General features: G+C 59.5%; 24 protein-coding genes. 16 read left to right on the forward strand and 8 right to left on the reverse strand.

The annotated features are described in order from the left end of the window. The first annotated feature begins 3 nt into the window (after nt 1-3). The 3 genes from ssuC to ACYZT6_RS28755 all read left to right on the forward strand — a co-directional run bounded on the left by ssuC (nt 4) and on the right by ACYZT6_RS28755 (nt 1,912). Nucleotides 4-786, forward strand: a complete 783-nt coding sequence (ssuC, locus tag ACYZT6_RS28745) for an aliphatic sulfonate ABC transporter permease SsuC (RefSeq protein ID WP_462029571.1) — start codon at nt 4-6, stop codon at nt 784-786. Continuing rightward, on the forward strand, nt 783-1,589 hold the full coding sequence (gene ssuB / locus ACYZT6_RS28750; RefSeq protein WP_462029572.1) for an aliphatic sulfonates ABC transporter ATP-binding protein: 807 nt from the start codon (nt 783-785) through the stop codon (nt 1,587-1,589). Before ssuC ends, ssuB begins: the two co-directional genes overlap by 4 nt. A gap of 107 nt (nt 1,590-1,696) precedes the next feature. Beyond that, nucleotides 1,697-1,912, forward strand: a complete 216-nt coding sequence (locus ACYZT6_RS28755) for a TOBE domain-containing protein (RefSeq protein ID WP_003229256.1) — start codon at nt 1,697-1,699, stop codon at nt 1,910-1,912. Between the two features lie 203 nt (nt 1,913-2,115). Here the strand turns inward: ACYZT6_RS28755 and ACYZT6_RS28760 are convergent, their stop codons facing one another. After that, nucleotides 2,116-2,754: a TetR/AcrR family transcriptional regulator gene (locus tag ACYZT6_RS28760; RefSeq protein ID WP_462029573.1), complete on the reverse strand. Its 639-nt coding sequence runs from the start codon at nt 2,752-2,754 to the stop codon at nt 2,116-2,118. Nucleotides 2,755-2,979: 225 nt separating this feature from the next. After that, nucleotides 2,980-4,356 carry a glutamine synthetase family protein gene (locus tag ACYZT6_RS28765; protein WP_131061044.1) on the reverse strand — a complete coding sequence of 459 codons (1,377 nt, stop codon included), beginning with the start codon at nt 4,354-4,356 and terminating at the stop codon, nt 2,980-2,982. Nucleotides 4,357-4,634: 278 nt separating this feature from the next. Between ACYZT6_RS28765 and ACYZT6_RS28770 the strand changes: the two genes are divergently transcribed. The 8 genes from ACYZT6_RS28770 (at nt 4,635) to ACYZT6_RS28805 (ending at nt 13,470) form a co-directional block, all read left to right on the forward strand. Continuing rightward, a complete protein-coding gene (locus ACYZT6_RS28770) occupies nt 4,635-5,015 on the forward strand; it encodes a gamma-glutamyl-gamma-aminobutyrate hydrolase family protein (protein ID WP_462029574.1) in 381 nt (126 codons plus the stop codon). A gap of 37 nt (nt 5,016-5,052) precedes the next feature. Then, nucleotides 5,053-6,411, forward strand: coding sequence for a glutamine synthetase family protein (locus ACYZT6_RS28775; protein ID WP_462029575.1), 1,359 nt, complete (start codon nt 5,053-5,055; stop codon nt 6,409-6,411). A 57-nt stretch (nt 6,412-6,468) separates the two neighbouring features. Further along, on the forward strand, nt 6,469-7,833 hold the full coding sequence (locus tag ACYZT6_RS28780) for an aspartate aminotransferase family protein (protein ID WP_462029576.1): 1,365 nt from the start codon (nt 6,469-6,471) through the stop codon (nt 7,831-7,833). Between the two features lie 169 nt (nt 7,834-8,002). After that, a complete protein-coding gene (locus ACYZT6_RS28785) occupies nt 8,003-9,115 on the forward strand; it encodes a polyamine ABC transporter substrate-binding protein (RefSeq protein WP_462029577.1) in 1,113 nt (370 codons plus the stop codon). A gap of 236 nt (nt 9,116-9,351) precedes the next feature. Further along, complete coding sequence (locus ACYZT6_RS28790) at nt 9,352-10,449, forward strand: polyamine ABC transporter substrate-binding protein (RefSeq protein WP_462029578.1); 1,098 nt, start codon at nt 9,352-9,354, stop codon at nt 10,447-10,449. Nucleotides 10,450-10,523: 74 nt separating this feature from the next. Further along, nucleotides 10,524-11,666, forward strand: a complete 1,143-nt coding sequence (locus ACYZT6_RS28795) for an ABC transporter ATP-binding protein (protein WP_462029579.1) — start codon at nt 10,524-10,526, stop codon at nt 11,664-11,666. Nucleotides 11,667-11,701: 35 nt separating this feature from the next. Then, complete coding sequence (locus ACYZT6_RS28800) at nt 11,702-12,583, forward strand: ABC transporter permease subunit (protein WP_178082364.1); 882 nt, start codon at nt 11,702-11,704, stop codon at nt 12,581-12,583. After that, nucleotides 12,580-13,470, forward strand: a complete 891-nt coding sequence (locus tag ACYZT6_RS28805; protein ID WP_131061052.1) for an ABC transporter permease subunit — start codon at nt 12,580-12,582, stop codon at nt 13,468-13,470. Before ACYZT6_RS28800 ends, ACYZT6_RS28805 begins: the two co-directional genes overlap by 4 nt. Before the next feature lie 131 nt (nt 13,471-13,601). Here the strand turns inward: ACYZT6_RS28805 and ACYZT6_RS28810 are convergent, their stop codons facing one another. Beyond that, a complete protein-coding gene (locus ACYZT6_RS28810; RefSeq protein ID WP_462029580.1) occupies nt 13,602-14,243 on the reverse strand; it encodes an HD domain-containing protein in 642 nt (213 codons plus the stop codon). A gap of 376 nt (nt 14,244-14,619) precedes the next feature. On the opposite strand from ACYZT6_RS28810, the gene ACYZT6_RS28815 reads away from it, so the two are divergent. Further along, on the forward strand, nt 14,620-15,585 hold the full coding sequence (locus tag ACYZT6_RS28815; RefSeq protein WP_462029581.1) for a GlxA family transcriptional regulator: 966 nt from the start codon (nt 14,620-14,622) through the stop codon (nt 15,583-15,585). Between the two features lie 120 nt (nt 15,586-15,705). On the opposite strand, the gene ACYZT6_RS28820 is transcribed toward ACYZT6_RS28815, so the two are convergent. Further along, nucleotides 15,706-18,117, reverse strand: a complete 2,412-nt coding sequence (locus ACYZT6_RS28820) for a penicillin acylase family protein (RefSeq protein ID WP_462029582.1) — start codon at nt 18,115-18,117, stop codon at nt 15,706-15,708. Between the two features lie 102 nt (nt 18,118-18,219). Next, the gene (locus ACYZT6_RS28825; RefSeq protein WP_462029583.1) at nt 18,220-18,798 is read right to left on the reverse strand and encodes a DUF6436 domain-containing protein; all 579 of its coding nucleotides are present in this window, start codon (nt 18,796-18,798) and stop codon (nt 18,220-18,222) included. 97 nt (nt 18,799-18,895) lie between these two features. On the opposite strand from ACYZT6_RS28825, the gene bipL reads away from it, so the two are divergent. Continuing rightward, a complete protein-coding gene (bipL, locus tag ACYZT6_RS28830) occupies nt 18,896-19,843 on the forward strand; it encodes a phospholipase BipL (protein ID WP_462029584.1) in 948 nt (315 codons plus the stop codon). Between the two features lie 110 nt (nt 19,844-19,953). Here the strand turns inward: bipL and ACYZT6_RS28835 are convergent, their stop codons facing one another. Beyond that, nucleotides 19,954-20,706 (reverse strand): DUF2059 domain-containing protein, encoded by a 753-nt coding sequence (locus ACYZT6_RS28835; RefSeq protein ID WP_462029585.1) that lies wholly within the window; start codon nt 20,704-20,706, stop codon nt 19,954-19,956. 123 nt (nt 20,707-20,829) lie between these two features. On the opposite strand from ACYZT6_RS28835, the gene ACYZT6_RS28840 reads away from it, so the two are divergent. Both ACYZT6_RS28840 and ACYZT6_RS28845 read left to right on the forward strand, forming a co-directional pair. Continuing rightward, a complete protein-coding gene (locus tag ACYZT6_RS28840; protein ID WP_462029586.1) occupies nt 20,830-21,462 on the forward strand; it encodes a 2OG-Fe(II) oxygenase in 633 nt (210 codons plus the stop codon). A 2-nt stretch (nt 21,463-21,464) separates the two neighbouring features. Then, entirely contained in the window at nt 21,465-21,950 is a 486-nt protein-coding gene (locus ACYZT6_RS28845) for a 2-thiouracil desulfurase family protein (RefSeq protein ID WP_462029587.1), read from the forward strand. A gap of 214 nt (nt 21,951-22,164) precedes the next feature. Here ACYZT6_RS28845 and ACYZT6_RS28850 read toward each other — a convergent pair whose 3' ends face one another. Next, the gene (locus tag ACYZT6_RS28850; protein ID WP_462029588.1) at nt 22,165-22,752 is read right to left on the reverse strand and encodes a transporter substrate-binding domain-containing protein; all 588 of its coding nucleotides are present in this window, start codon (nt 22,750-22,752) and stop codon (nt 22,165-22,167) included. A 135-nt stretch (nt 22,753-22,887) separates the two neighbouring features. Between ACYZT6_RS28850 and ACYZT6_RS28855 the strand changes: the two genes are divergently transcribed. Next, nucleotides 22,888-23,313 carry a DUF4399 domain-containing protein gene (locus tag ACYZT6_RS28855; protein WP_462029589.1) on the forward strand — a complete coding sequence of 142 codons (426 nt, stop codon included), beginning with the start codon at nt 22,888-22,890 and terminating at the stop codon, nt 23,311-23,313. A 62-nt stretch (nt 23,314-23,375) separates the two neighbouring features. Here ACYZT6_RS28855 and serA read toward each other — a convergent pair whose 3' ends face one another. Then, nucleotides 23,376-24,605: a phosphoglycerate dehydrogenase gene (serA, locus tag ACYZT6_RS28860; RefSeq protein ID WP_462029590.1), complete on the reverse strand. Its 1,230-nt coding sequence runs from the start codon at nt 24,603-24,605 to the stop codon at nt 23,376-23,378. Nucleotides 24,606-24,795 lie beyond the last annotated feature (190 nt).

Genomic DNA, 24,795 nt, shown 5'->3' on the forward strand with positions numbered 1-24,795 from the left:
GCCATGAAGAAAATTATCCACAGCCTCGCGCCCTGGGCGTTGCCGGTGTTGCTGCTGGCGGTATGGCAGTTGTCGGTGTCAGCGGGCTGGTTGTCGACACGCATTCTGCCCGCGCCGATCGCCGTCATCGAGGCCGGCGTGAACCTGGTGCGCAGCGGTGAAATCTGGACGCACCTGGCAATCAGCGGCTGGCGTGCCGCGCTCGGCTTCACCATTGGCGGCAGCATCGGTCTGGTTCTGGGCTTCATCACCGGCCTGTCGAAATGGGGCGAACGCCTGCTCGACAGTTCGGTGCAGATGATCCGCAACGTACCGCACCTGGCGCTGATTCCACTGGTGATCCTGTGGTTCGGCATCGATGAGTCGGCGAAGATTTTCCTGGTGGCGTTGGGCACGTTGTTCCCGATCTACCTGAACACCTATCACGGCATTCGCAACGTCGACCCGGCGTTGGTGGAAATGTCGCGCAGTTATGGCTTGTCCGGTTTCAGCCTGTTTCGTCAGGTGATTCTGCCGGGTGCATTACCTTCGATTCTGGTTGGCGTGCGCTTCGCCCTTGGCTTCATGTGGCTGACGCTGATCGTCGCGGAAACCATTTCCGCGAGCTCCGGCATAGGCTACCTGGCGATGAATGCCCGGGAGTTTTTGCAGACGGACGTGGTGGTGCTGGCGATCCTGATGTACGCCGTGCTCGGCAAACTTGCCGACCTCGCGGCCCGTGGACTTGAGCGTGTTTGGCTGCGCTGGCATCCGGCGTATCAGGTTGCCAAAGGAGGTGCCGCATGACCGCTCAACAACCTCCACGCCTGCTGCGCGGGATTCCGCTGGTGGTGCGCAAGCTGCAGAAGACCTTTGGTTCGCGACAGGTGTTGCGTGAGATCGACCTGCACATTCCGGCCGGTCAGTTTGTTGCCGTGGTCGGTCGCAGTGGTTGTGGCAAAAGTACCTTGCTGCGGTTGCTCGCCGGCCTCGACAAACCCACCGATGGTGAATTGCTGGCCGGCTCCGCGCCGCTGAGCGATGCGCGGGAAGACACCCGATTGATGTTCCAGGAAGCACGCTTGCTGCCGTGGAAAAAGGTCATCGACAACGTCGGTCTCGGGCTCAAGGGCAACTGGCGGCCGCAAGCGCTGGAAGCGTTGGAGTCGGTGGGCCTGGCAGATCGCGCCAATGAGTGGCCAGCGGCGCTGTCCGGTGGCCAGAAGCAACGGGTGGCCCTGGCCCGCGCGCTGATCCACCAACCGCGCTTGCTACTGCTGGACGAACCCCTGGGTGCGCTGGACGCCCTGACCCGAATTGAAATGCAGCAACTGATCGAACGGCTCTGGCAGAAGCACGGCTTCACTGTGTTGCTGGTCACCCACGACGTCAGTGAAGCGGTGGCGATTGCCGATCGGGTGATCCTGATCGAAGAGGGCGAAGTCGGCCTCGACCTGCACGTTGAGCTGCCGCGCCCTCGGGTCCGTGGCTCCCATCGGCTGGCGGCGCTGGAAACCGAAGTGCTCAATCGTGTGCTGTCACTGCCCGGCGAACCGCCGGCACCGGAACCTGTTTCACCCTTGCCTACGCAATTGCGTTGGGCGCAATAGACGCAGCGGCAAGTTGCAAGCTGCAAGCGGCAAGAAGAGGCAGAGCGCTTTTACTTGCAGCTTGAGGCTTGCCGCTTGCAGCTCATTTCGACCCTAGGAGAAATCGTATGACTATCAAAGCCATCAACGTTCGTAACCAGTTCAAAGGCTCGATCAAGGAAATCGTATTGGGTGACGTGCTCTCGGAAATTGACGTGCAGACCGCTTCCGGCATCGTGACTTCGGTGATCACCACCCGCTCAGTGAAAGAGCTGGAACTGGTGGTCGGCAGCGAAGTGATCGCGTTTGTGAAATCCACCGAGGTGTCGATCGCCAAGTTGTAAGGGCGTGCACTGCGCACAACCCCGGAGGGTGCGAACCCTTCGGGTTTTTTTTTATGGGTGTGGATCAGTGAATTTTGCGGTGTGGCCATCGCGGGCAAGCCCGCTCCCACAAGGATCTCCAGGGAACGCAGATTTTTTGAGCGACAAATAAACCTGTGGGAGCGGGCTTGCCCGCGAATAGGCCAGTAAGGTCAACAAAGATCTCAGACAGGGATACTGCGCTTGGGCAAATACGGCGGCAAATACAGCCCCAGATACGCATCAAACACCCGCATCCCTTCTTCAGCCATGCGCGGCGTAATCTGTCCATGCTGCTGCACCGAACGCGCATACACCCGATCCCCCAGCTCCATCGCCAGCGCAAACACATCGACATCACTCGGCAACTTCGGCAGTTCGAAGTGATGATCGAACAGCTTGTGCATCAGGTCGCCGAGTTCGATGTCGTGTTGGCGGTCGGCCTGGGTGACTTCGGTCAGGCCGTGCTGGGCGAGGATCAGTTGCCGGGCGGCGGCGTCTTCGTCGTAGATGTCGAGCATGCGTTGTTCAACCAGCCGCGACAGGTCGCGCCAGCCGCCGAGGGCTTTGTGGTCGATGGGTGCTTGCAGGCAGGCGCGGAACGCCGCGTGGACGTCGGCCGTCAGGGCTTCGAGCAGCGCCGGGACGCTGGCGAAAAAATGGTAGACGGAGGAGGGCGGGATCTCCGCGCGTTCGGCGACGCTGTAGATAGACAGACTGGCCACACCCTCGGCGGCCAGCAGCGTGCGGGCGGCATCGAGTATCGAATCGATCCGGGCCTGGCTGCGGGCGCGGGGTTTGCGAATAGTGGCGGTGCGCGTCATTGGAGTCCTCCTGCGGGGCAGGGGGCATTGTACGAGCAGGCATCTGTGTTGTCTGCCAGGACGCCATCGCTAGCAGGCTAGCTCCCACAGGGATTTCCGGTGTACACAGAATTTATATTCACTGGAGATCAACTGTGGGAGCTAGCCTGCTAGCGATCCGCCGCAGGCGGGCATAAAAAAACGCCGCTGGCTGTGAAGCCGGCGGCGTTTCTTTACTGCAACCACTTACACAGTATGCAGGTACCAGTTGTACTCAAGGTCAGAGATGGAGTGTTCAAACTCCTCCAGCTCACTCTCTTTGCACGCGACAAAGATATCGATGTATTTTGGATCGATGTACTTGGCCATGACTTCACTGTCGTCCAGCTCGCGCAATGCATCGCGCAGGTTGTTCGGCAGGCTTTGCTCGTTCTGCTCGTAGGAGTTGCCTTCCACGGGGGCGCCTGGCTCGATCTTGTTGGTCAGGCCGTGGTGCACGCCTGCCAGAACCGAAGCCATCAACAGATACGGGTTGGCGTCGGCGCCGGCCACACGGTGTTCGATGCGCACGGCATCGGAGGAACCGGTCGGTACGCGGATCGCCACGGTACGGTTGTCCAGGCCCCAGCACGGCGAGTTCGGCACGTAGAACTGTGCGCCGAAACGACGGTAGGAGTTGACGTTCGGGCAGAGGAAAGCCATCTGCGCCGGTAGGGTCTCGAGCACACCGCCGATCGCGTGACGCAGTGCGGCGTTCTGCTCGGGATCCTCGCTGGCAAAAATATTTTTGCCTTCTTTATCAAGAATCGAAATGTGTACGTGCAGACCGTTGCCCGCCTGGCCTGGATAAGGCTTGGCCATGAAGGTGGTGTCCATCTCATGGTCGTAGGCGATGTTCTTGATCAGACGCTTGAGCAGGACCGCGTAGTCGCAGGCCTTGATCGGGTCGGCCACGTGGTGCAGGTTCACTTCGAACTGCGCCGGGGCACTTTCCTTGACGATCGCGTCGGCAGGGATGCCTTGCTCTTTCGCACCTTCCAGAATGTCCTGGAGGCAGTCGACGTATTCGTCGAGGTCGTCGATCAGGTAGACCTGTGTCGAGTGCGGGCGTTTGCCGGACACTGGCGAGCGTGGCGGTTGCGGACGGCCGTTCACGTTCTCCTGGTCAATCAGGTAGAACTCCAGTTCGAACGCGGCGCAGATGGTCAGGCCCATGTCGTCGAACTTGCGCACTACATTAGCCAGCACTTCTCGCGGGTCGGCAAAGAACGGCTGGCCTTCAAGTTCGTGCATGGTCATCAACAGTTGCGCGGTAGGGCGCTTCTGCCAGGGCTCATTGCACAGGGTGTCAGGGATTGGATAGCAGATTCGGTCAGCATCGCCGATGTCCAGGCCCAGGCCGGTGCTTTCCACCGTCGAGCCATTGATATCCAGAGCAAATAGAGAGGCCGGCAGGTTGATGCCTTTCTCGTAAACCTTGTGGAGGCTGGTGCGTTCAATGCGCTTGCCGCGCACCACACCATTCATATCCGCAATCAGAAGGTCAACGTACAGAACCTCAGGATGTTCCTTAAGGAACGCGTTCGCTTCGTTAAGCTGAACGGCACGCGGGGGTACCGACATGATGCAACACCTTTGTTGTTAAAAATATCAATCATTGATCTCTTCGGGTTTCAGTCAACCCGAACGGCCTGCCGAAGTCAAGCGAGGCCTTTTTTGCCCTAAAAAAGCGCTCGTAGGGCTTTTTTGAGGCAGTTTGGGGCGTTTTTATGCCTTTGAGCGCTTTAGCGCCCGCGGGCTTGAGCGGGCCGTGTTGTATTTTTTACGGGGGTGTTGTGTAAAAAAATGAACAAGGCTAAGCTCGATTCAAACCCATAACAGCAATAATACCGGGGTGCTTCATGTCTCGCCTGCCGTTAATCGGCGTCGCCATCTGCTCAAGGCAGATCGGTCTGCATGCTTATCACATCAGTGGCGATCGTTGCGTTCACGCCAAGGCAAGCGTTGCCAAAGGCGTGGCGTCGACGCTTCCTTCCCCGGCGAATCTGCTGTCACCGTCCGATATTCTGGACGGTCTGCGCGACATTCTCTTTACTGGCTCTCTCTTCAATATAGAACCGTTTCACACTGGCAGCCCGACCAATGCGTCGGCTTCTGCTCGTGATTCTGCACGTTCCTCAACGCTCTCGCTGACCCACGCCATTACCCATGTGGGTACTTGCGCGCGGCCATTGCAGTGGCAATCTGTATCACGCGACGCCCATGCGTCAAACAACGCCTGACTTATAAGAGTCAGGAAACTCAGCCTAAGAGGCATTTATGAGTCACAACCTCGACCAGCTCACCGATTGGTTGAAAGACCACAAGATCACAGAAGTCGAATGCATGATCGCCGACTTGACCGGGATCACCCGGGGCAAGATTTCGCCGACCAACAAGTTCATTGCCGAAAAAGGCATGCGTCTACCCGAGAGCGTTCTGTTGCAGACCGTGACCGGCGACTATGTCGAAGACGACATCTATTACGAACTGCTCGACCCGGCCGACATCGACATGATCTGCCGCCCCGACCAGAACGCGGTTTACGTGGTGCCGTGGTCCATCGAGCCGACCGCCCAGGTGATCCACGACACCTACGACAAGCAAGGCAACCCGATCGAGCTGTCGCCGCGCAACGTGCTCAAAAAGGTCCTGAAGCTCTATGCCGACAGGGGCTGGCAGCCGATCGTGGCGCCGGAAATGGAGTTTTACCTGACCAAGCGCAGTGACGACCCGGACTACCCGCTGCAACCGCCGATCGGCCGTTCCGGGCGCCCGGAAACTGGTCGTCAGTCGTTCTCCATTGAAGCGGCGAACGAATTCGATCCGCTGTTCGAGGACGTTTACGACTGGTGTGAATTGCAGGAGCTGGACCTCGACACGCTGATCCACGAGGACGGCACGGCGCAGATGGAAATCAACTTCCGTCACGGCGATGCCCTGTCCCTGGCCGACCAGATCCTGATCTTCAAGCGCACCATGCGTGAAGCCGCACTCAAGCACAACGTGGCGGCGACCTTCATGGCCAAGCCCATGACCGGCGAACCCGGCAGCGCAATGCACTTGCACCAAAGCATCATCTGCATGGAAACCGGCAAGAACGTCTTCTCCAATGAAGACGGGACTATGAGTCAGTTGTTCTTGAACCACATCGGTGGCTTGCAGAAGCTGATCCCCGAGTTGTTGCCGCTGTTTGCGCCCAACGTCAATTCGTTCCGCCGCTTCCTGCCGGACACCTCGGCGCCGGTGAACGTGGAGTGGGGCGAAGAGAACCGCACCGTGGGCCTGCGGGTTCCGGATGCCGGGCCGCAAAACCGTCGGGTGGAAAACCGCCTGCCGGGCGCTGACGCCAACCCGTACCTGGCGATCGCCGCGAGCCTGCTCTGCGGTTACATCGGCATGGTCGAAGGCCTGAACCCGAGTGCGCCGGTGGTGGGCCGTGGCTATGAACGCCGCAACCTGCGCCTGCCGCTGACCATCGAAGACGCGCTGGAACGCATGGAAAACAGCGCGACCGTCGAGAAATACCTGGGCAAAAAATTCATCACTGGCTACGTCGCGGTCAAGCGGGCCGAGCATGAAAACTTCAAGCGCGTGATCAGTTCGTGGGAGCGGGAATTCCTGCTCTTCGCCGTCTGATGCGCCGGGCGCTGCTGCTCTTGGCGGCGCCCTCACTGGAACTTTAGGAGAATTCGCATGACCAGCAACAACCCGCAAACCCGTGAATGGCAAACCCTGAGCAACGATCACCACCTGGCCCCGTTCAGCGACTTCAAGCAGCTGAAAGAGAAAGGCCCGCGGATCATCACCAACGCCAAGGGCGTTTACCTCTGGGACAGCGAAGGCAACAAGATCCTCGACGGCATGGCCGGCCTGTGGTGCGTAGCGATCGGCTACGGTCGCGATGAACTGGCCGATGCCGCCAGCAAACAGATGCGCGAACTGCCTTACTACAACCTGTTCTTCCAGACCGCTCACCCGCCGGTACTGGAACTGGCCAAGGCCATCGCCGACATCGCGCCTGAAGGCATGAACCACGTGTTCTTCACCGGTTCCGGTTCCGAAGGCAACGACACCATGCTGCGGATGGTCCGCCACTATTGGGCGATCAAGGGCCAGCCGAAGAAGAAAGTCATCATCAGCCGCAAGAACGGCTATCACGGTTCCACCGTGGCCGGCGCGAGCCTGGGTGGCATGACCTACATGCACGAACAAGGCGACTTGCCGATCCCGGGCATCGTCCACATCGCCCAGCCGTATTGGTTTGCTGAAGGCGGCGACATGACACCGGAAGAGTTCGGTGTGTGGGCGGCCAATCAGTTGGAAGAAAAGATTCTGGAAATCGGCGTGGACAACGTCGGTGCCTTTATTGCCGAGCCGATCCAGGGCGCCGGCGGCGTGATCATTCCGCCAGACACCTACTGGCCGCGCATCAAGGAAATCCTCGCCAAGTACGACATCCTGTTCGTGGCGGACGAAGTGATCTGTGGTTTCGGCCGCACCGGTGAGTGGTTCGGTACCGATTTCTACGGCCTCAAACCCGACATGATGACCATCGCCAAAGGCCTGACCTCCGGCTACATCCCGATGGGTGGCCTGATCGTGCGTGACGAAGTGGTCGCGGTGCTCAACGAAGGCGGCGATTTCAACCACGGTTTCACTTATTCCGGGCACCCGGTAGCCGCTGCGGTGGCACTGGAAAACATCCGCATCCTGCGCGAAGAAAAAATTATCGAGCGCGTTCATGCAGAAACGGCACCCTATTTGCAAAAGCGTCTACGGGAACTGAACGATCATCCGTTGGTGGGGGAAGTGCGTGGTGTCGGTCTGTTGGGGGCCATCGAACTGGTTCAGGACAAGGCCACTCGCAAGCGTTACGAAGGCAAGGGCGTTGGCATGATCTGCCGCACGTTCTGCTTCGACAACGGCCTGATCATGCGCGCCGTGGGCGACACCATGATCATTGCTCCGCCGCTGGTGATTACCAAGGCTGAAATCGATGAGCTGGTGACCAAGGCACGCAAGTGCCTGGACCTGACCCTGAGTGCGCTGCAGGGCTAAGTGCTAGGCTCTGGGCGGGAGTCATGAAACTTTCGCTCAGAGCAGTTCTAAAGGGAGGCCTTTCCTTGAAAGACCGCCTCGGATCTTGCCAGACTAGCCGCGGTTCCAGTTGTCCGGGTTCGGCCACTGAACAAAGTGGTTCTAAAAAGAAAAATTTGGAGCATTACGCATGAAGGCATTAGGAAAAAAGCTTGCTGGCAAGACTCTCCTCGCCATGTCCCTGATGGGCATGATGGCGGGTGCGGTACAGGCGGACGACAAGGTGTTGCACGTCTATAACTGGTCCGACTACATCGCTCCGGACACCATCAAGAAGTTCGAAACCGAGTCTGGCATCAAAGTCGTCTACGACGTATTCGACAGTAATGAAACCCTGGAAGCCAAGTTGCTGGCAGGCAAGTCCGGCTACGACATCGTCGTACCGTCGAACAACTTCCTGGCCAAGCAGATCAAGGCTGGCGTTTACCAGAAGCTGGACAAGTCCAAGCTGCCTAACTGGAAGAACCTGAACACTGACCTGCTCAAAGCGGTGTCGGTGAGCGACCCGGGCAACGAGCATGCTTTCCCGTACATGTGGGGTTCGATCGGTATCGGCTTCAACGCCGAGAAGGTCAAGGCTGCACTGGGTGCCGATGCGCCGACCAACTCCTGGGACCTGCTGTTCAAACCTGAAAACGCCGCCAAGTTGAAGTCGTGCGGTATCAGTTTCCTCGATTCGCCAACCGAGATGATTCCGGTGGCGTTGCACTACCTGGGCTATCCAACCGACAGCCAGGACAAAAAACAACTGGCCGAAGCTGAAGCACTGTTCCTGAAGATTCGTCCTTCGGTGGGCTACTTCCACTCGTCCAAGTACATCTCCGACCTGGCCAACGGCAACATCTGCGTGGCCGTGGGTTACTCGGGTGATATCTACCAGGCCAAGTCCCGTGCGGCTGAAGCCGGTGACAAGGTAAAAGTCAGCTACAACATTCCGAAAGAAGGTGCCGGCAGCTTCTACGACATGGTCGCCATCCCTAAAGATGCCGAAAACGTCGAAGGCGCCTACAAGTTCATGACCTTCCTGCAGAAGCCGGAAATCATGGCCGAAATCACCAACGCCGTACGCTTCCCGAACGGTAACGCGGCCGCCACTGCATTGGTTGATAAAGAAATCACTGCCGACCCGGGCATCTACCCGCCGGCAGACGTGCTGGCCAAGCTGTACGCGATTGCAGACTTGCCGGCCGCGACCCAGCGGATCATGACCCGCAGCTGGACCAAGATCAAATCGGGTAAATAAGTAAAACCCTGTAGCAGCTGCCGAAGGCTGCGTTGAGGTCCGAAGGACCTCCGCTTTTTCAACAGCACAACTGCTCCGCAGTTGAACGCAGCCTGCGGCAGCTGCTACAGATCTTCATAAAGTTTGCTGGAACGGTTTTTCGAGGGTAAGTTGCGCGCCGGTTTTGTTGCTGGGCAGCCATGCCTGTCATGTAACGCGGGGCAACTTGGGCCCAACTAATTTTTGAGGACCTCCACTTGCCTATTTTTTCTTTGTTGCGCAATGCCATGCTGGTCGGCGCCGGGCTGACACTCGCTGTCAGTGTCCAGGCGGCCGGCACTGTGCATATTTATAACTGGTCGGACTACATCGGTGCGACCACCCTGGCCGACTTCCAGAAAGAGACCGGCATCAAACCGGTTTATGACGTCTTCGACTCCAACGAAACCCTGGAAGGCAAGTTGCTGGCCGGGCGTACCGGATATGACGTGGTCGTGCCGTCCAACCACTTCCTCGGCAAGCAGATCAAGGCGGGCGCTTTCCAGAAGCTCGACAAGTCGAAGCTGCCGGACTATGCCAACCTCGACCCGGTATTGCTCAAGCGTCTTGAGCAAAACGATCCGGGTAACCTGTACGCCGTGCCGTATCTGTGGGGCACCAACGGCATCGGTTACAACGTCGACAAGATCAAGGCTGTACTGGGCGTCGACAAGATCGATTCCTGGGCTGTGGTATTCGAACCGGAGAACATCAAGAAGCTGCACGCTTGCGGCGTGGCGTTTCTCGATTCCGCCGATGAAATGATGCCGACCGTCCTCAACTACATGGGCCTCAACGCCAACAGCACCAACCCCGAAGATTACAAAAAGGCCGAAGCCAAGTTGCTGGCGGTGCGCCCTTACGTGACGTACTTCCACTCCTCCAAATACATCGCGGACCTCGCCAACGGCGACATCTGCATCGCCATCGGTTTCTCCGGCGACATGTTCCAGGCCAAGGCCCGCGCGGAAGAAGCCGGCAAGGGCATGAACATCGCCTACTTGATTCCGAAAGAGGGCGGCGCGCTCTGGTTCGACATGCTGGCGATCCCCAAGGATGCGGCCAACGTCAAAGAGGCCCACGCCTTCATCAACTATTTGTTGAAGCCCGAGGTGATCGCACAGGTCAGTGATTCCGTTGGCTATGCGAACCCCAACCCTGGCTCGGACAAATTGATGGAACAGTCCATCCGCACCGACGAGTCGGTTTATCCACCGCAAGCCGTCCTCGACAAGACTTACGTGTCCGTTGAGTTACCACCAAACATTCAACGTTTGATGACCCGCAGCTGGACCAAGGTCAAGACGGGTAAATAGCGACAAGGCTCAAACTATCCAAAGTTCGCTCACCTTGAGCGAACTGCACTCTTTTTTTTCTGGGAGTTTCGTAAATGGCAGTTGCCTCCGGCGCCTATAAGAAAGCCCTCGAGGGCGACCAGACACCTAAACAGGTGTTGGTCAAAATCGACCGGGTCACGAAGAAGTTCGACGAGACGATTGCCGTGGACGATGTGTCCCTGGAAATCAAGAAAGGCGAGATTTTCGCCCTGCTCGGCGGTTCGGGATCGGGCAAATCCACGTTGCTGCGCATGCTCGCAGGCTTCGAACGGCCCACGGAGGGGCGCATTTTCCTCGATGGCGTAGACATCACTGACATGCCGCCGTATGAGCGGCCGATCAACATGATGTTCCAGTCCTACGCCTTGTTCCCGCACATGACCGTGGCGCAGAACATCGCCTTCGGCCTCAAGCAGGACAAAATCCCCGCCGCTGAAGTCGATGCGCGTGTGGCCGACATGCTCAAGCTGGTGCAGATGACCCAGTACGCCAAGCGCAAGCCGCATCAGTTGTCCGGTGGCCAGCGTCAGCGTGTGGCCCTGGCGCGTTCCCTGGCCAAGCGGCCGAAGCTGTTGCTGCTCGACGAACCGATGGGTGCGCTGGACAAGAAACTGCGCTCGCAAATGCAGCTGGAGCTGGTCGAGATCATCGAACGCGTTGGCGTTACCTGCGTCATGGTGACCCACGACCAGGAAGAAGCCATGACCATGGCCGAGCGCATCGCGATCATGCACCTGGGCTGGATCGCCCAGATCGGCAGCCCGATCGACATCTACGAAACCCCGACCAGCCGGCTGGTCTGCGAGTTCATCGGCAACGTCAACATCTTCGACGGTGAAGTGATCGACGACGCCGAAGGCTACGCGACCATTACCTGCAAGGACCTGGATCGCCAGATCTACGTCGGTCACGGCATCAGCACCTCGGTGCAGGACAAATCCGTGACCTACGCGATCCGTCCGGAAAAACTGCTGGTGACGCCGACCATGCCGACCTGCGAATACAACTGGTCCAGCGGCAAGGTGCACGACATCGCCTATCTGGGCGGGCACTCGGTGTTCTACGTCGAACTGCCGAGCGGCAAGATCGTCCAGTCTTTCGTCGCCAACGCCGAACGTCGTGGCCAGCGCCCAACCTGGGGTGACCAGGTTTACGTGTACTGGGAAGACGACAGCGGCGTGGTACTTCGCTCATGAACATGCGCAAATTCAAACGCCGCCTCAATCGAATAATTCCCGGTGGCCGCCAACTGGTCATCGGGGTTCCGTTCATCTGGCTGTTCCTGTTCTTCATGTTGCCGTTCTTCATCGTTCTGAAGATCAGCTTCGCCGAAGCCGACGTGGCCATTCCGCCGTACACCGAGATCTACAGCTTCATCGACCAGAAGCTCCAGGTGCTGCTTAACCTGGGCAACTACGCGATGCTGGCCGGTGATGAGCTGTACATCGCCGCCTACCTCGGCTCGCTGAAGATGGCGCTGATCAGCACCGTCCTCTGTCTGCTGATCGGCTACCCGATGGCCTACGCCATTGCCAGTGCCCGTAAAGAGATGCAAACGGTGCTGGTGCTGCTGATCATGATGCCGACCTGGACCGCGATCCTGATCCGCGTGTATGCGTGGATGGGCATCCTCAGCAACAACGGTCTGCTCAATGGTTTCCTGATGACCATGGGCTGGATCGACGAGCCGTTGCAGATCCTCAACACCAACCTGGCGGTGTATATCGGCGTGGTTTATTCGTACCTGCCGTTCATGATCCTGCCGCTCTACGCCAACCTGGTGAAGCACGACAACAGTCTGCTGGAAGCCGCATCGGACCTGGGTTCGAGCACCTTCAACAGCTTCTGGAAGATCACCATTCCGCTGTCCAAGAACGGTATCGTCGCCGGCTGCATGCTGGTGTTCATTCCGGTCGTGGGTGAGTTCGTGATCCCGGAACTGCTCGGCGGTCCGGAAACCCTGATGATCGGTAAAGTGCTGTGGCAAGAGTTCTTCAACAACCGCGACTGGCCGGTGGCGTCTGCCCTGGCAGTGGTGATGTTGCTGATCCTGATTGTGCCAATCATCCTGTTCAACCGTAGTCAGGCCAAAGAAATGGAGGGCAAGGAATGAAGCGCTTCCGTTTCTCGAGTTTCATGCTGGTAGCCGGTTTGCTGTTCATCTACGCGCCGATGCTGATCCTGGTGATCTACTCATTCAACGCCTCGAAACTGGTGACGGTGTGGGGCGGTTGGTCGATCAAGTGGTACGTCGGGTTGATGGACAACACCCAACTGATGGGCTCGGTGGTGCGCTCGCTGGAAATCGCCTGCTACACGGCGGTGGCGGCGGTGGCACTGGGTACATTGGCGGCCTTCGTCCTGACCCGTATCACCCACTTCAAGGGTCGCACGCTGTTCGGTGGCCTGGTCACCGCGCCGCTGGTAATGCCCGAAGTGATTACCGGTCTGTCGCTGTTGCTGCTGTTCGTGGCCATGGCGCAGATGATCGGTTGGCCACAGGAGCGCGGCATCGTCACCATCTGGATCGCCCACACAACGTTCTGTGCGGCGTATGTGGCGGTGGTGGTGTCGGCGCGGTTGCGTGAGCTGGACCTGTCCATCGAAGAGGCAGCCATGGACCTCGGTGCGCGGCCGTGGAAGGTGTTCTTCCTGATCACCATCCCGATGATCGCGCCTTCCCTGGGGGCCGGCGGCATGATGTCGTTCGCCCTGTCCCTGGATGACCTGGTGTTGGCGAGCTTCGTGTCGGGCCCGGGTTCCACGACCCTGCCGATGGAAGTGTTCTCGGCGGTGCGTCTGGGGGTTAAACCCGAGATCAACGCCGTGGCCAGCCTGATTCTGCTGGCGGTATCGCTGATGACCTTCCTGGTCTGGTTCTTCAGCCGCCGTGCCGAAGAAGCGCGCAAGCGTGCGATCCAGCAAGCGATCGAAGAAAGCGCTGCCGACTCCTGGAAACAACCGGACGTGCGTCGCGCGCAGGCGCCGGAAGCGGCTTAAAGGTTGGCCACAGATTCGTGATCAACCCGGTACCAATGTGGGAGTGAGCCTGCTCGCGATAGCGGTATTACAGTCACCATCACTGGTGGCTGTAATGGCCTCATCGCGAGCAGGCTCGCTCCCACAGGTTTTTAGGAAACCCAGGGAGATTTGCGGATGATCTCGACAAAGTTCATCGGCTTGAACCCCGGCTCGCTGTCCACCAGCACATCCGCGTTCACCGTGCCGAACGTGGTGTCCGGCTTGTGTTTGAAGCCATTGGCGAACGCACACAGAATGCATTCCTTGAACCCTTCGCCCCGTGGATGCGCATGCACCACCGCTTCCCGCTGCACCGTGGAAAACGCGGCGTAGTCGATGCCCAGCACATCCATTTCCACACCGGCCGTGACCAGCGCAACGTTAGGCCGCAAGTGTTGCGGCACGCCCGGCGTGGTGTGCAGGGCAATCGACAGCCACACCTGCTCGATATCGCCATCCGACAAACCATAAGGCTTGAGGAACGCTTTGGCGGCGTTGGCGCTATCGACTTCGAAGCGCTCGGCGTCCGTGCGATGACCTTCCACCAGGCCCAGGTCATGGAACATGGCGCCGACGTAGAGCATTTCCGGATCGTAGGCCAACTGCTTGCGCTCACCGCTCAGGGCGCCGAACAGAAACACCCGACGCGAGTGGTGGAAAAGCAGGTCTGACTCGGCGTCGCGAATGTATTCAGTGGTGGCCCTGGCCAACGCGCTGTCGGGGATTTTGATACCGGCAATGTTGCTGCTCATAGTGCTTTCCTCTTGGGGAACGCCGTGGCGGCGCTGATGGAGCAAGTCTGTTCCCGCCTCCCCAACCGGACAATCGATCCATGGCTGCGATCCCGGCCAATGAGCAGGCATATCGCGCCAACCTCGCTTGTTGCGCCCGGATTGGCTAGGGTTGACGCAGATAACCCGGGTTGTACGCATGCCCTGTAGCAGCTGCCGAGCCTGCGAGGCTGCGTTCGGCTGCGGAGCAGTCGTAAAATCAGACGCCTCGGTATTCCAGACAAACCGCATGCACAGGGTTTACGACTGCTCCGCAGCCGAACGCAGCCTCGCAGCCTCGCAGGCTCGGCAGCTGCTACGGATCGTGTGATGGCTCACATTTGAGGCGATTCCTGCCATGAGTAAAACCGTTGCCATCGTGGTGTTCGCAGGCGTCCAGTCGCTGGACGTCACCGGTCCCATGGATGTGTTTTCCGAAGCCAACCGTTTTCTCGAACCGCAAGACCATTACCGCTTGGAGGTGATCGGTGTCGAGCGCGGGGTGATGCCGTGCTCCAACGGTTTGTCACTCAATGCCCATCGGCATTTCAGCGAAGCGCTGGACGCTTATGATTTGCTGCTGGTGGCCGGCGGGCCGCAGTTGCCGTTCCTGGATTTTGGCGCGGCATTCGATGCCTGGTTGCGTGATGCCAGCGCGTTGGCGCAACGGTTTGGCTCGATCTGCAACGGCGCATTCATGCTGGCCCGCGCCGGATTGCTCGAGGGGCGGACAGTCACCACCCACTGGGGCGATGCAGCGGCGCTGGCCGCGTTGTGCCCCTCGACTCAGGTTGAAGCCGATCGCCTCTACGTTCAGGACGACGAGCTCTTCACCTCGGCCGGGGTGACGGCAGGGATCGATTTGTCGCTGTACTTGCTGGCGCAGGACCACGGACCGGAAGTGGCGTTGAGCGTGGCCAAGCGGCTGGTGGTGTTCACCCAGCGCTCGGGCGGGCAATCGCAGTTCAGTCCGTTTCTCACGCCGCACGCCGAACCGACGTCGGCGGTGGCGCTGGTGCAGCTTTACGTCCTGGCCAACCTCTCCGGTGACTTGGCCATTGCCGATCTGGCGAACGCGGCCAACATGAGCGCGCGCAACTTTTCCCGGGTGTTCGCCAAGGAAGCGAAAATCACCCCGGCGGAATTCGTCGAGCGGGCGAGGGTGGATGCGGCGCGGGTGCTGCTTGAAAGCACCCATTCGCCGCTCAAGACGGTGGCGTATCAGTGCGGATTTCGCGATGCCCAGCATATGCGCACGGTGTTCAATCGCAGGTTGGGAGTGACACCGCAGCAGTTCAGGCTGAATTTTGCGGCGATGGTTTGAGCAGGAATTTGTGTTGTCCTTGAGGGCCTCTTCGCGGGCAAGCCTCGCTCCTACAGGGGTATGCGGTCATCTGTAGGAGCGAGGCTTGCCCGCGAAGGCGTCAGCCCAGGCAACCAAAATCTACGGCGCAGCCCGCGCCGGCAAAAACTTCAATGTACTGCGCGTATTGGCCGTGACTTCTTCGTCATTGAAATGCGCCTCGTAGTAAATCCCTTCGACATACGCCTCAGCCTGATCGTCGTAGTGGTTGTTAAACGGCACGCCGCTCTGGCCGACCGGGTTGATAGTCAGGCTGTGGGCCGGGTCGGCGAAGTCGATCAGCCGCCGCGTCGACGGACCATAAGTCACGGGCCACGGTGCCGGGCCGATTTTGGCCGAGAGGTTGTTCGGCACCTCGTGAGTGCCGGGCGCCGCGAACGGGCCGACGTTGAAGATCCGGTCCAGCGGCTTCTGCATGCCCAATGGATGACCATGGGTCAGGGTGTGCGCCTTGCCCCACTGCCATTGCGCGAAGTCAGCGCCAAGGGTGGTCTTGAGATGGGCGATGCTCGCTTGCCAGGCCACCTTCACCGTGTCGGCCCGGGTTTCCTTGCCGAGGGTGTTGCGGTTGTCCCACCACGGCGAGTCGGCAGTCGCGGCCAGGCGTGGCAGCGCAGCGTCGATCACGCGGGTCGAGAGCAGGATTTCGAAAAAGTCATTGCCCAGCTCATCGTGCATTGTCGCGTCGGCCAGGTTGAACAGGAACTGGTTGAACAGCGTGGCGCTGGTGGAATCCAGCGGGTAGTCGCCTTTCCATTGCGCCAGTTGCTCCACCAGTTTCAGCTCGGCGGGATCGCTGACCACTTCACGCAGCACCGGCAGTAGCGGCGCCAATAGACGCGGGCCGTAGGCGGTGGTGGTGCCCAGTTGCAGCTTCTGGTTCGCCTCGTTGTCCCACTTCACGTTCTTGTCGCTGAGCTGGCGATTGAGTTGCTGGCCACGATCGGCGAGGTTGTAGTAGCCGGGAATCTCCATGCCGGTCGGCGACACGGGCTGGAAGTTGGCCGAGACGATGTAGCCGCGCGCCGGGTTCTCTTCCTGCGGGTTGGCGCTGAACGGGTAGAAACCTTCCTTGTCCGCCTGATGGGTGCTGCCGTCGAGGATGAATCCGGGTTTCACTCCGGCGGGGCGTTTCGGTAGCAGCGCCGAGGCCCACCAGCCGATGTCACCTTTGGCGTTGGCGTAAACGATGTTCAACCCCGGTGCCTGAACCTTGGCCGCTGCGGCGCGAGCCTTGGCCAGAGTGTCGGCGCGATTGAGTTGGTAGAAACCCTCGAGGATCGGGTTCGGCGTTTCAAGGAACGCCCACCACATGGCCACCGGCGTCTTGCCGGCGGCGGTGCCGAGTGCATCGTTGATGATCGGGCCGTGGGGCGACTGGCGCAGCGTCAGGGAGACCGGCGCCTGGCCCTTCACCGCGATCTGTTGCTCGGTGTTGACCATGTCGACCCAATTGCCGCGATACCAGACCTGGTTCGGGTTGTCCGGGTTGACCTTCTCGGCGATCAGGTCGAGGTCGTCGTTCTGGAACATCGTCAGGCTCCAGCCGAAATCCAGGTTGTGGCCGAGAAAGGCAAACGGCACCAGTGCTTGATGATGGCCGTACAGGTCGAAGCCCGGCGCCGACAATTGCGCCTCGTACCACACCGACGGCACCGAGAAGCGAATGTGCGGGTCACCAGCCAGCAACGGTTTGGTGCTTTTGCTGCGGTTGCCGGAAATCACCCAGGCGTTGCTGCCTTCGAATTGCGGCAGGCCGTTGTCGGCCAACGCTTGTTCGCTCAGGCGGGCGAGGGCGTTCAGGTCTTTCCAGTCATCGGCGGCGAGGGTGGGGCCGGGTGTTGAACGGGATTTGGCCAATACACCGTTGGGCTGCCAGTCGAGGTCGAAAATGTTCAGATACTCGGCGCCCAACTGGTCGCGCACAAACGTCAGTAACGGTTCGGTGCGAAACGCGGCGGCAAAACTGTAGGCCATGTAACCGGCGACGCTGATGCTGTCTTCGGCGGTGAAAGGGCGCTTGTGGATGCCCAGCACGTCGAACTCCATGGGCGCCGCGTGAGTGTCTTGATATTGATTGATGCCATCCAGATAGGCTTCCAGCGCTTTCCACGCCGGTGACTGACGATCCAGCGCGGCCACGTAGCTCTCGGCGCGTTCGCGTATGCGCAGGCTGCGGAACAGTTTGTCGGTGTCGACCAGTTTCGGGCCGAGGATTTCTGCCAGCTCGCCCCGGGCGAGGCGGCGCATGGCTTCCATCTGGAACAAGCGGTCCTGGGCCTGCACGTAGCCGAGGGTCCGGTAGAGGTCGATCTCGTTTTCGGCGCGGATATGCGGCACGCCGCGCTCGTCGTAGCGCACGGTCACCGAACCCTGAAGGTGCTGCAACTCCACTTGGCCCTGGCGCGTCGGCTGCTTGATGTACACGTACCCGCCGACCCCGATGACGAGCGTGACGATCAGCAATACCAGTACGGTCAGGACGCGTTTCATGGTGACTCCTTGTTCTTCGGGATTGCCGCCCGTGCGGGCTGCAAACATGTAGCACAGACCTCCTGTGCCGGGCATCGCGGTCCTGGAAAAGTCAGGATTGCCTTACTTCACTTCCTCCGGCCAAGGGCAGTAGCAACCGACCGCCAGCGTATGGGTGGCGCCCACCGCCCGACCTTCGCTGAGTGCTTGCAGGATGGGTTCGATAAAGCTGTTGTTCGAATTGCAGGTCAGGCCTTCGCTGTACGGACCGAAATACGCCAGTTTGCCGCTGCGGTCCCAGATCGCCACAGCCGGGCTGGCGGGGATCTGTTCGGAACCCGGGAGCACGGTGATGGTTTTCAGGCTGCTCAAAGTGCTGGGCAACTGACCGTGGCTGCCGGGTTTTTGTACCGCGTAAAACTCCACGCCTTGCGGCACGTAGTGCTCAACCAGTTCGGTCAGGTGTTGTTGGTTGCCGACATTGCACGGGCAGGCGGGATCCCAGAAGTGCACCAGGCGAATGGCGCCGGGGCCGGCGAGGTCGTCGGGCAGGCGCAGCGGATCGCCGGAAAATACCGCGGTGTGTGAACTGAAGGCGCGCAGGTAGCGCCCCTGAAACCAGTCATAAGCCGCCCACAAGACGCCGGCGCACACGAGGGCGAGCAGGCTGGCAAGCAGTGTGGTGCGGTAGGCCGGACGCATGGATTTCAATCCTCGAAGGTCGGCTAGCTTGCCATGCTTGCCGCGACAGATGAATATCGCAGGCCCATAAAGTCTGTTTAGCGCTCTGGATTAGCCCATGTCTGCCACTTTCGACCCCGATCATTTGCGTGCCAGCCTGCGGCCACTGGCCGAGTGGCAGCCGCTTTCGGTGGAGGCGCTGGCCTATCAGCGATTTTACGGGCTGGATTTTCCGGGGCGAACCCAGCGCAGCGGGTTGGGGCGTTTCGAGGTCGATGGCTATGAAGTGGTCAGTCAGGTCTGGTGGCCTGAGCAGGCGAAGGCGACGCTGTTTCTTTTCCACGGCTTCTACGACCACACCGGGCTCTACCGGCATGTGATCGAGTGGGCGCTGGATCAGGGCTTTGCGGTGATTGCCTGCGACTTGCCCGGGCATGGTCTGTCCAGCGGTGAACGGGCGAGCATCAAGGATTTCGCCGAGTATCAGCACACGCTGGAAGGGTTGCTTGCCGAGGCGCAGTCGCTGGACCTTCCGCAGCCGTGGCATCTGTGCGGGCAGAGTACCGGCGGAGCAATCGTGATCGATCACGTGCTCAATCAAGGCGCGAACAGTCCGGCGCAAGGCCAGGTGATTCTGTTGTCACCGCTGGTGCGGCCGCGCGCCTGGGGCTGGTCGCAGCTCAGTTATTACCTGCTCAAGCCCTTCGTGAAAGGCATCGCCCGGCGCTTCAGCGAGAACTCCAACGACCCTGACTTCTTGCCGTTCCTGCAAGCCGATCCATTGCAACCGCTGCGATTACCGACGGCCTGGGTTGGCGCATTGGCGCGGTGGATCAAGCGAATCGAGGCGGCGCCGAACAGTCCACGGCAACCGCTGATTGTGCAGGGGCAGGCGGACATGACGGTGGATTGGGAGCATAACCTTGAGGTGTTGAAGGCCAAGTTCGATCGGCCGCAGGTGCTGATGTTGCCGGAGGCGCGGCATCATTTGGCGAATGAGACGGTGGAGATGCGGCGGGAGTATTTCGGGTTTTTGAGTAAGCGGATCAAAGGCCGGAATCTTTAGCGACCGTTAGGGCCCCATCGCGGGCAAGCCCGCTCCCACAGGTTTTGTGATCGACGCATTTCATGTGGGAGCGGGCTTGCCCGCGATGGCGGTGTATCAGACGCCGAAGATTACTGGCTGAGGTTCGAGGTGCTTTGCCCCACTGCCAACCCCGCCCGAATCGCCGCCAGCGCTGCCTGGTAATACGCCTTGCCCTCGGTGGACTCGGCAAACGTGGCGAACTCTTCCAGCTCTTCATCCGACAAGTCGCGATAGACGTACAGCAACGTGTTGTTCAGATCAGCCCCGATCTGGTCCATCAAGCGCTGGCGCTGTCCGTTCAACATGCCCTGCGCCTGTCCACCACCGAGCAAACCGGGGATCATCGAACTCAGGCTGTCAGCCGCAACACCGGCAATCGCCAGGCTGACTTCCGCGCCAGCCTCGCGAGCGGGCAGGGCCTGGGCCAGATGACCGATGATCAGCATGCGGCTGTCGCTGGCTTGAATCTTCGGCAGACCCTTGGCGTTTTTCGCCAGCTGATCGCGACGGGTCGCCAGCAATTCGGCGGCGACGATTTTCTTGCCCAGGGGCGATTGAAAGAAGGCCAGTGCGGGTTTTGGGTCGGAGAGGCTTTTGCGCAATTGCGCTTCGGCGCGTTGGTCCACGGCCTGGGGGGCAAAACGTTGATTGCTGTTGTTCACCAGGGCCTGAAACACTGCCGGCGGCAGGCTGTTCTGGTAGCGCTGCTGGGCGGCTGAAAGGGCGTCGTTAAAATGCGCGCGCTGATCTGGCCAACCGGCGACCTTGTACAACTGGTCGTGGCCGTCTGCCCAAGCGGGCAAAACACAGAGCATCAGCAGTGAAAAAAGCAAACGGCGCATAGGGACTCCTGTCAGCAGGCGACTATTCTCCGTGCGGCTTCCGTACTTGTCGAGAATTCGTATCAGTAATCCGACAAATCCTCCGCTGCGCGGCTCTGTCGGATTTGCAGGCACAGGCATACTATGCGCGCCATGCAAATATCCTCTGATCACCCGCTGCTGTTACGTATCGTCGACGACCTGGCCGAGCGCGGCTGGTCGCAGCAGAATATTTTCCTGCCTCTGGGTCTGACCCGGGAACTGGCGGCTGAGTGCCGTAAACGTGCAGCCGAGGGCGAATTGGCCCCGGCGGCCGTGGGGCGGGGGCCGACATCGGAGATTCGCGAGGGGATTCGCGGCGACCACATCCAGTGGATCGAACCCGGCCAGGCGTTGGCGTGCGACAGTTACCTGGGTTTGATGGACAGCCTGCGTGAGGCAATGAATCGCGGCTTGTATCTGGGCCTGGAAGATTTCGAAAGCCATTTCGCGCTGTACCCGCCCGGTGCTTTTTACCTCAAGCATGTCGATCGTTTTCGTGACGACGACCGGCGCATGGTCTCGGCGGTGATCTACCTCAATGACGCCTGGCTGCCCGAGCACGGTGGCCAGTTGCGCATGTACCTGAATGAAGGCATCGAACACGACGTGGTGCCCACCGGCGGATGCCTGGTGGTGTTTTTGTCGGGCGAGGTGCCCCACGAAGTCCTGCCCGCGACCCGGGATCGCCTGTCGTTGACGGGCTGGTTCCGGCGTCGTGGTAACGAGCCGTTCTGATCATGCAAAAAATTCTGGTAAGCCGCTGCCTGCTCGGCCACCGCGTGCGTTACGACGGCGGGGCGAGCGGGCCGTTCGATCAGCTTCAACAATGGCTTGATGAAGGCCGGGTGGTGCCGCTGTGTCCGGAAGTGGCCGGTGGTTTGCCGACGCCCAGGGCCGCGGCGGAGATACCGGGCGGGCAGGGTGGTGAAGTGCTGGATGGCCAGGCTTCGGTCATGACAACCGAGGGCGAGGATGTCAGTGCGCAGTTTCTGTCGGGGGCTTATCAGGCGTTGGAGTTGGTGCGACAGCACGGTATCCGGATTGCGGTGCTCAAGGCCAACAGCCCTTCCTGCGGGAATGTGCTGACGTATGACGGAAGCTTCAGCGGTGTGAAGGTCAGTGGTGAAGGGGTGACGGCGGCGTTGCTCAAGCGCAATGGGGTTCAGGTCTTCAGTGAGCTGGAGTTGGTTGAGGCAGCGGTGGCTTTGGGGGCTTTGGGTTGATCCAGAATTCATCCCCTCACCCTAACCCTCTCCCAAGGGGCGAGGGGACTGACCGAGGTGTCAGACGCTATCCATCGACCTGAAAGATCGAGTCGATTATGGATTCAATACAAAACTCTCAGGTCGCAAATTTTCTTCAAATTTCCACAGTCAGTCCCCTCGCCCCCCTGGGGAGAGGGTTAGGGTGAGGGGTGGATCCAGAGGCCGACAACTTCTAAGGCTTGGGCGCCACACTCGTATCCGCCCCAAACCACTTCTGCTCCAGCGCCTCCAGTCGTCCATCCGCCTTGATCCGTGCCAACGCACTCTCCAGGCTGGCGTGAAACGCCGGATTACCCTTCTGAAACGGAATCGCCAGGTCCACAGCCGGGGCGGCTTTCGGCTTTTCTTCTGTCAGCGACTGCACCAGCAGGATTGAACGCGGCTCTTCTTCTTTCTGCGCGATCAATTGCGCATTGGTGTGAATGTAAGGCTCGGTGAAGTCGAAACGATCCTTCAGTTCCGGGGTCATTGCTATGTGGTTGATGGCGATATCGTATTTGCCGGTTTCAACACCGGGCAACAGATCGGTGGAATCAGTGACGACAAAGTCGGCGCGCACATCCAGTTCGTTGGCCAGCATTTGCCCCAACTCGACTTCGAAGCCAGTGAGTTTGCCGTCGTCCTTGAAATTGAAGGGCGGTGTATTAGCCTCGATAGCAATGCGCAGTTCGCCACGATCGAAGACATCGTCAATCAGTTCGGCATGAGCCAAAGGGCTCAAAAGGGGTAGCAGGCAGATCAGGCCAGGCAAAAAGCGCATGGTCACTCCTTTGAATTCATTATTGCGATGCGCTGGTTCAGGCTCGCTTTGCTATGGTTGTCGAGATCCTTCGACAACGAATGGCCGTGAAGTTGTCTCGGCCACGCGGATTTTACGGAAAAACTGGAGAAGAGAATGAAAACGTTTATGTCACGAGCAGCATTGGCTGGCCTATTGATGGGCGTTTCGGTGCTGGCCAGTGCTGCAACACCGGCCCCCAAAGGCGCCGAAGTGTCCATCGTTTCTCCTGAAGATGGTGGAACTGTCCCGCAAACTTTCAAAATCAAATTCGCTGTTGAGAACGTTGCGTTGGCGCCAGCGGGCGATACCACCAAGAACACTGGCCACCACCATTTGCTGGTCGATGCCAAGGAGGTAGTGGCAGCAGGGGCAGTCATCCCGGCAGATGCCAATCACGTTCATTTCGGCAAGGCGCAGACAGAAACCGAGCTGACGCTGACACCAGGCAAGCACACCTTGCAGTTGGAGTTGGGCGACATGAACCATATGGCCTTCGATCCACCGATCGTGTCAGAGAAAATCACCGTCAACGTTAAATGACAGTGTAGTACCCATGAAAAAGGAGCCCCGAAGGGCTCCTTTTTTTGTCGCTCAAGTCGCTATCAGAACAACACGCGGCAACGAATGGTGCCGTTGATGTGCTGCAGCTTCTCTTGGGCAATTTCCGAGTAATCGGCGTCGACGTCGATCACCACGTAGCCGACTTTCTCGTTGGTCTGCAGGAACTGACCGGAGATGTTGATGCCGTTTTCGGCGAAGACCTTGTTGATCTCGCTCATCACACCCGGAATGTTCTCGTGGATGTGCAGCAGGCGGTGCTTGCCAGGGTGAGCCGGCAGGGCCACTTCCGGGAAGTTCACGGACGATACCGAGGTACCGTTATCGCTGTACTTGACCAGTTTCTCTGCCACTTCCAGACCGATGTTGGCCTGCGCTTCAGCGGTGGAACCACCGATGTGCGGGGTCAGGATCACGTTGTCCAGGCCACGCAGCGGGCTTTCGAACTCTTCGTCGTTGGAGCGAGGCTCCACCGGGAATACGTCGATGGCCGCGCCGATCAGGTGCTTGTCCTTGATTGCGTCCGCCAGGGCTTGCAGTTCAACGACCGTGCCGCGAGCCGCGTTTATCAGGATGCCGCCCTTCTTGATGGCGCGGATTTCCTTCTCGCCGATCATCCACTGGGTCGCAGCGGTTTCCGGAACGTGCAGGGTGACGATGTCGGACATGCCCAGCAGATCGTGCAGGTTGCCGACCTGGGTTGCGTTGCCCAGTGGCAGCTTGGTCACGGTGTCGTAGAAGTACACCTGCATCCCTAAGCCTTCAGCCAGGACCGACAGTTGAGTACCGATCGAGCCGTAACCGACGATGCCCAGCTTCTTGCCGCGGATCTCGAAGGAGTTGGCTGCGCTCTTGATCCAGCCGCCACGGTGGCAGGAAGCGTTTTTCTCAGGAATGCCGCGCAGCAACAGGATCGCTTCTGCCAGCACCAGCTCGGCAACGGAGCGAGTGTTGGAGTACGGTGCGTTGAACACCGCGATGCCGCGTTCGCGAGCCGCGTTCAGGTCGACCTGGTTGGTGCCGATGCAGAAACAGCCGACAGCCACCAGTTTCTTCGCCTGATCGAAGATCTCTTCGGTCAGTTGAGTGCGGGAGCGAATGCCGATGAAGTGCGCATCAGCGATCTTTTCCTTCAGCTGGGCTTCCGGCAGAGAACCGGTGAGGTACTCGATGCTGGTGTAGCCCGCCGACTTGAGAACGTCGACAGCCGATTGGTGGACGCCTTCGAGAAGAAGGAACTTGATCTTGCTCTTATCGAGAGAAGTCTTGCTCATCTGCGTAAACCTGTATCCCGGAGAAAAATGGCAGGAAATGGTCAACAGATGCTGACCCCGACGGCAAGAAAGCCGTCGCCGCAGAATAGCCGTTGGGCTCTATGCTGCGGGGTCGGTATGCTAGCATACGCACCCCGCTAAACACTCATTCCTGCGACGTGAAGCGTTCTCAGGATGACCATGAATTGTT

The sequence above is a fragment of the Pseudomonas sp. RT6P73 genome (assembly GCF_054897715.1).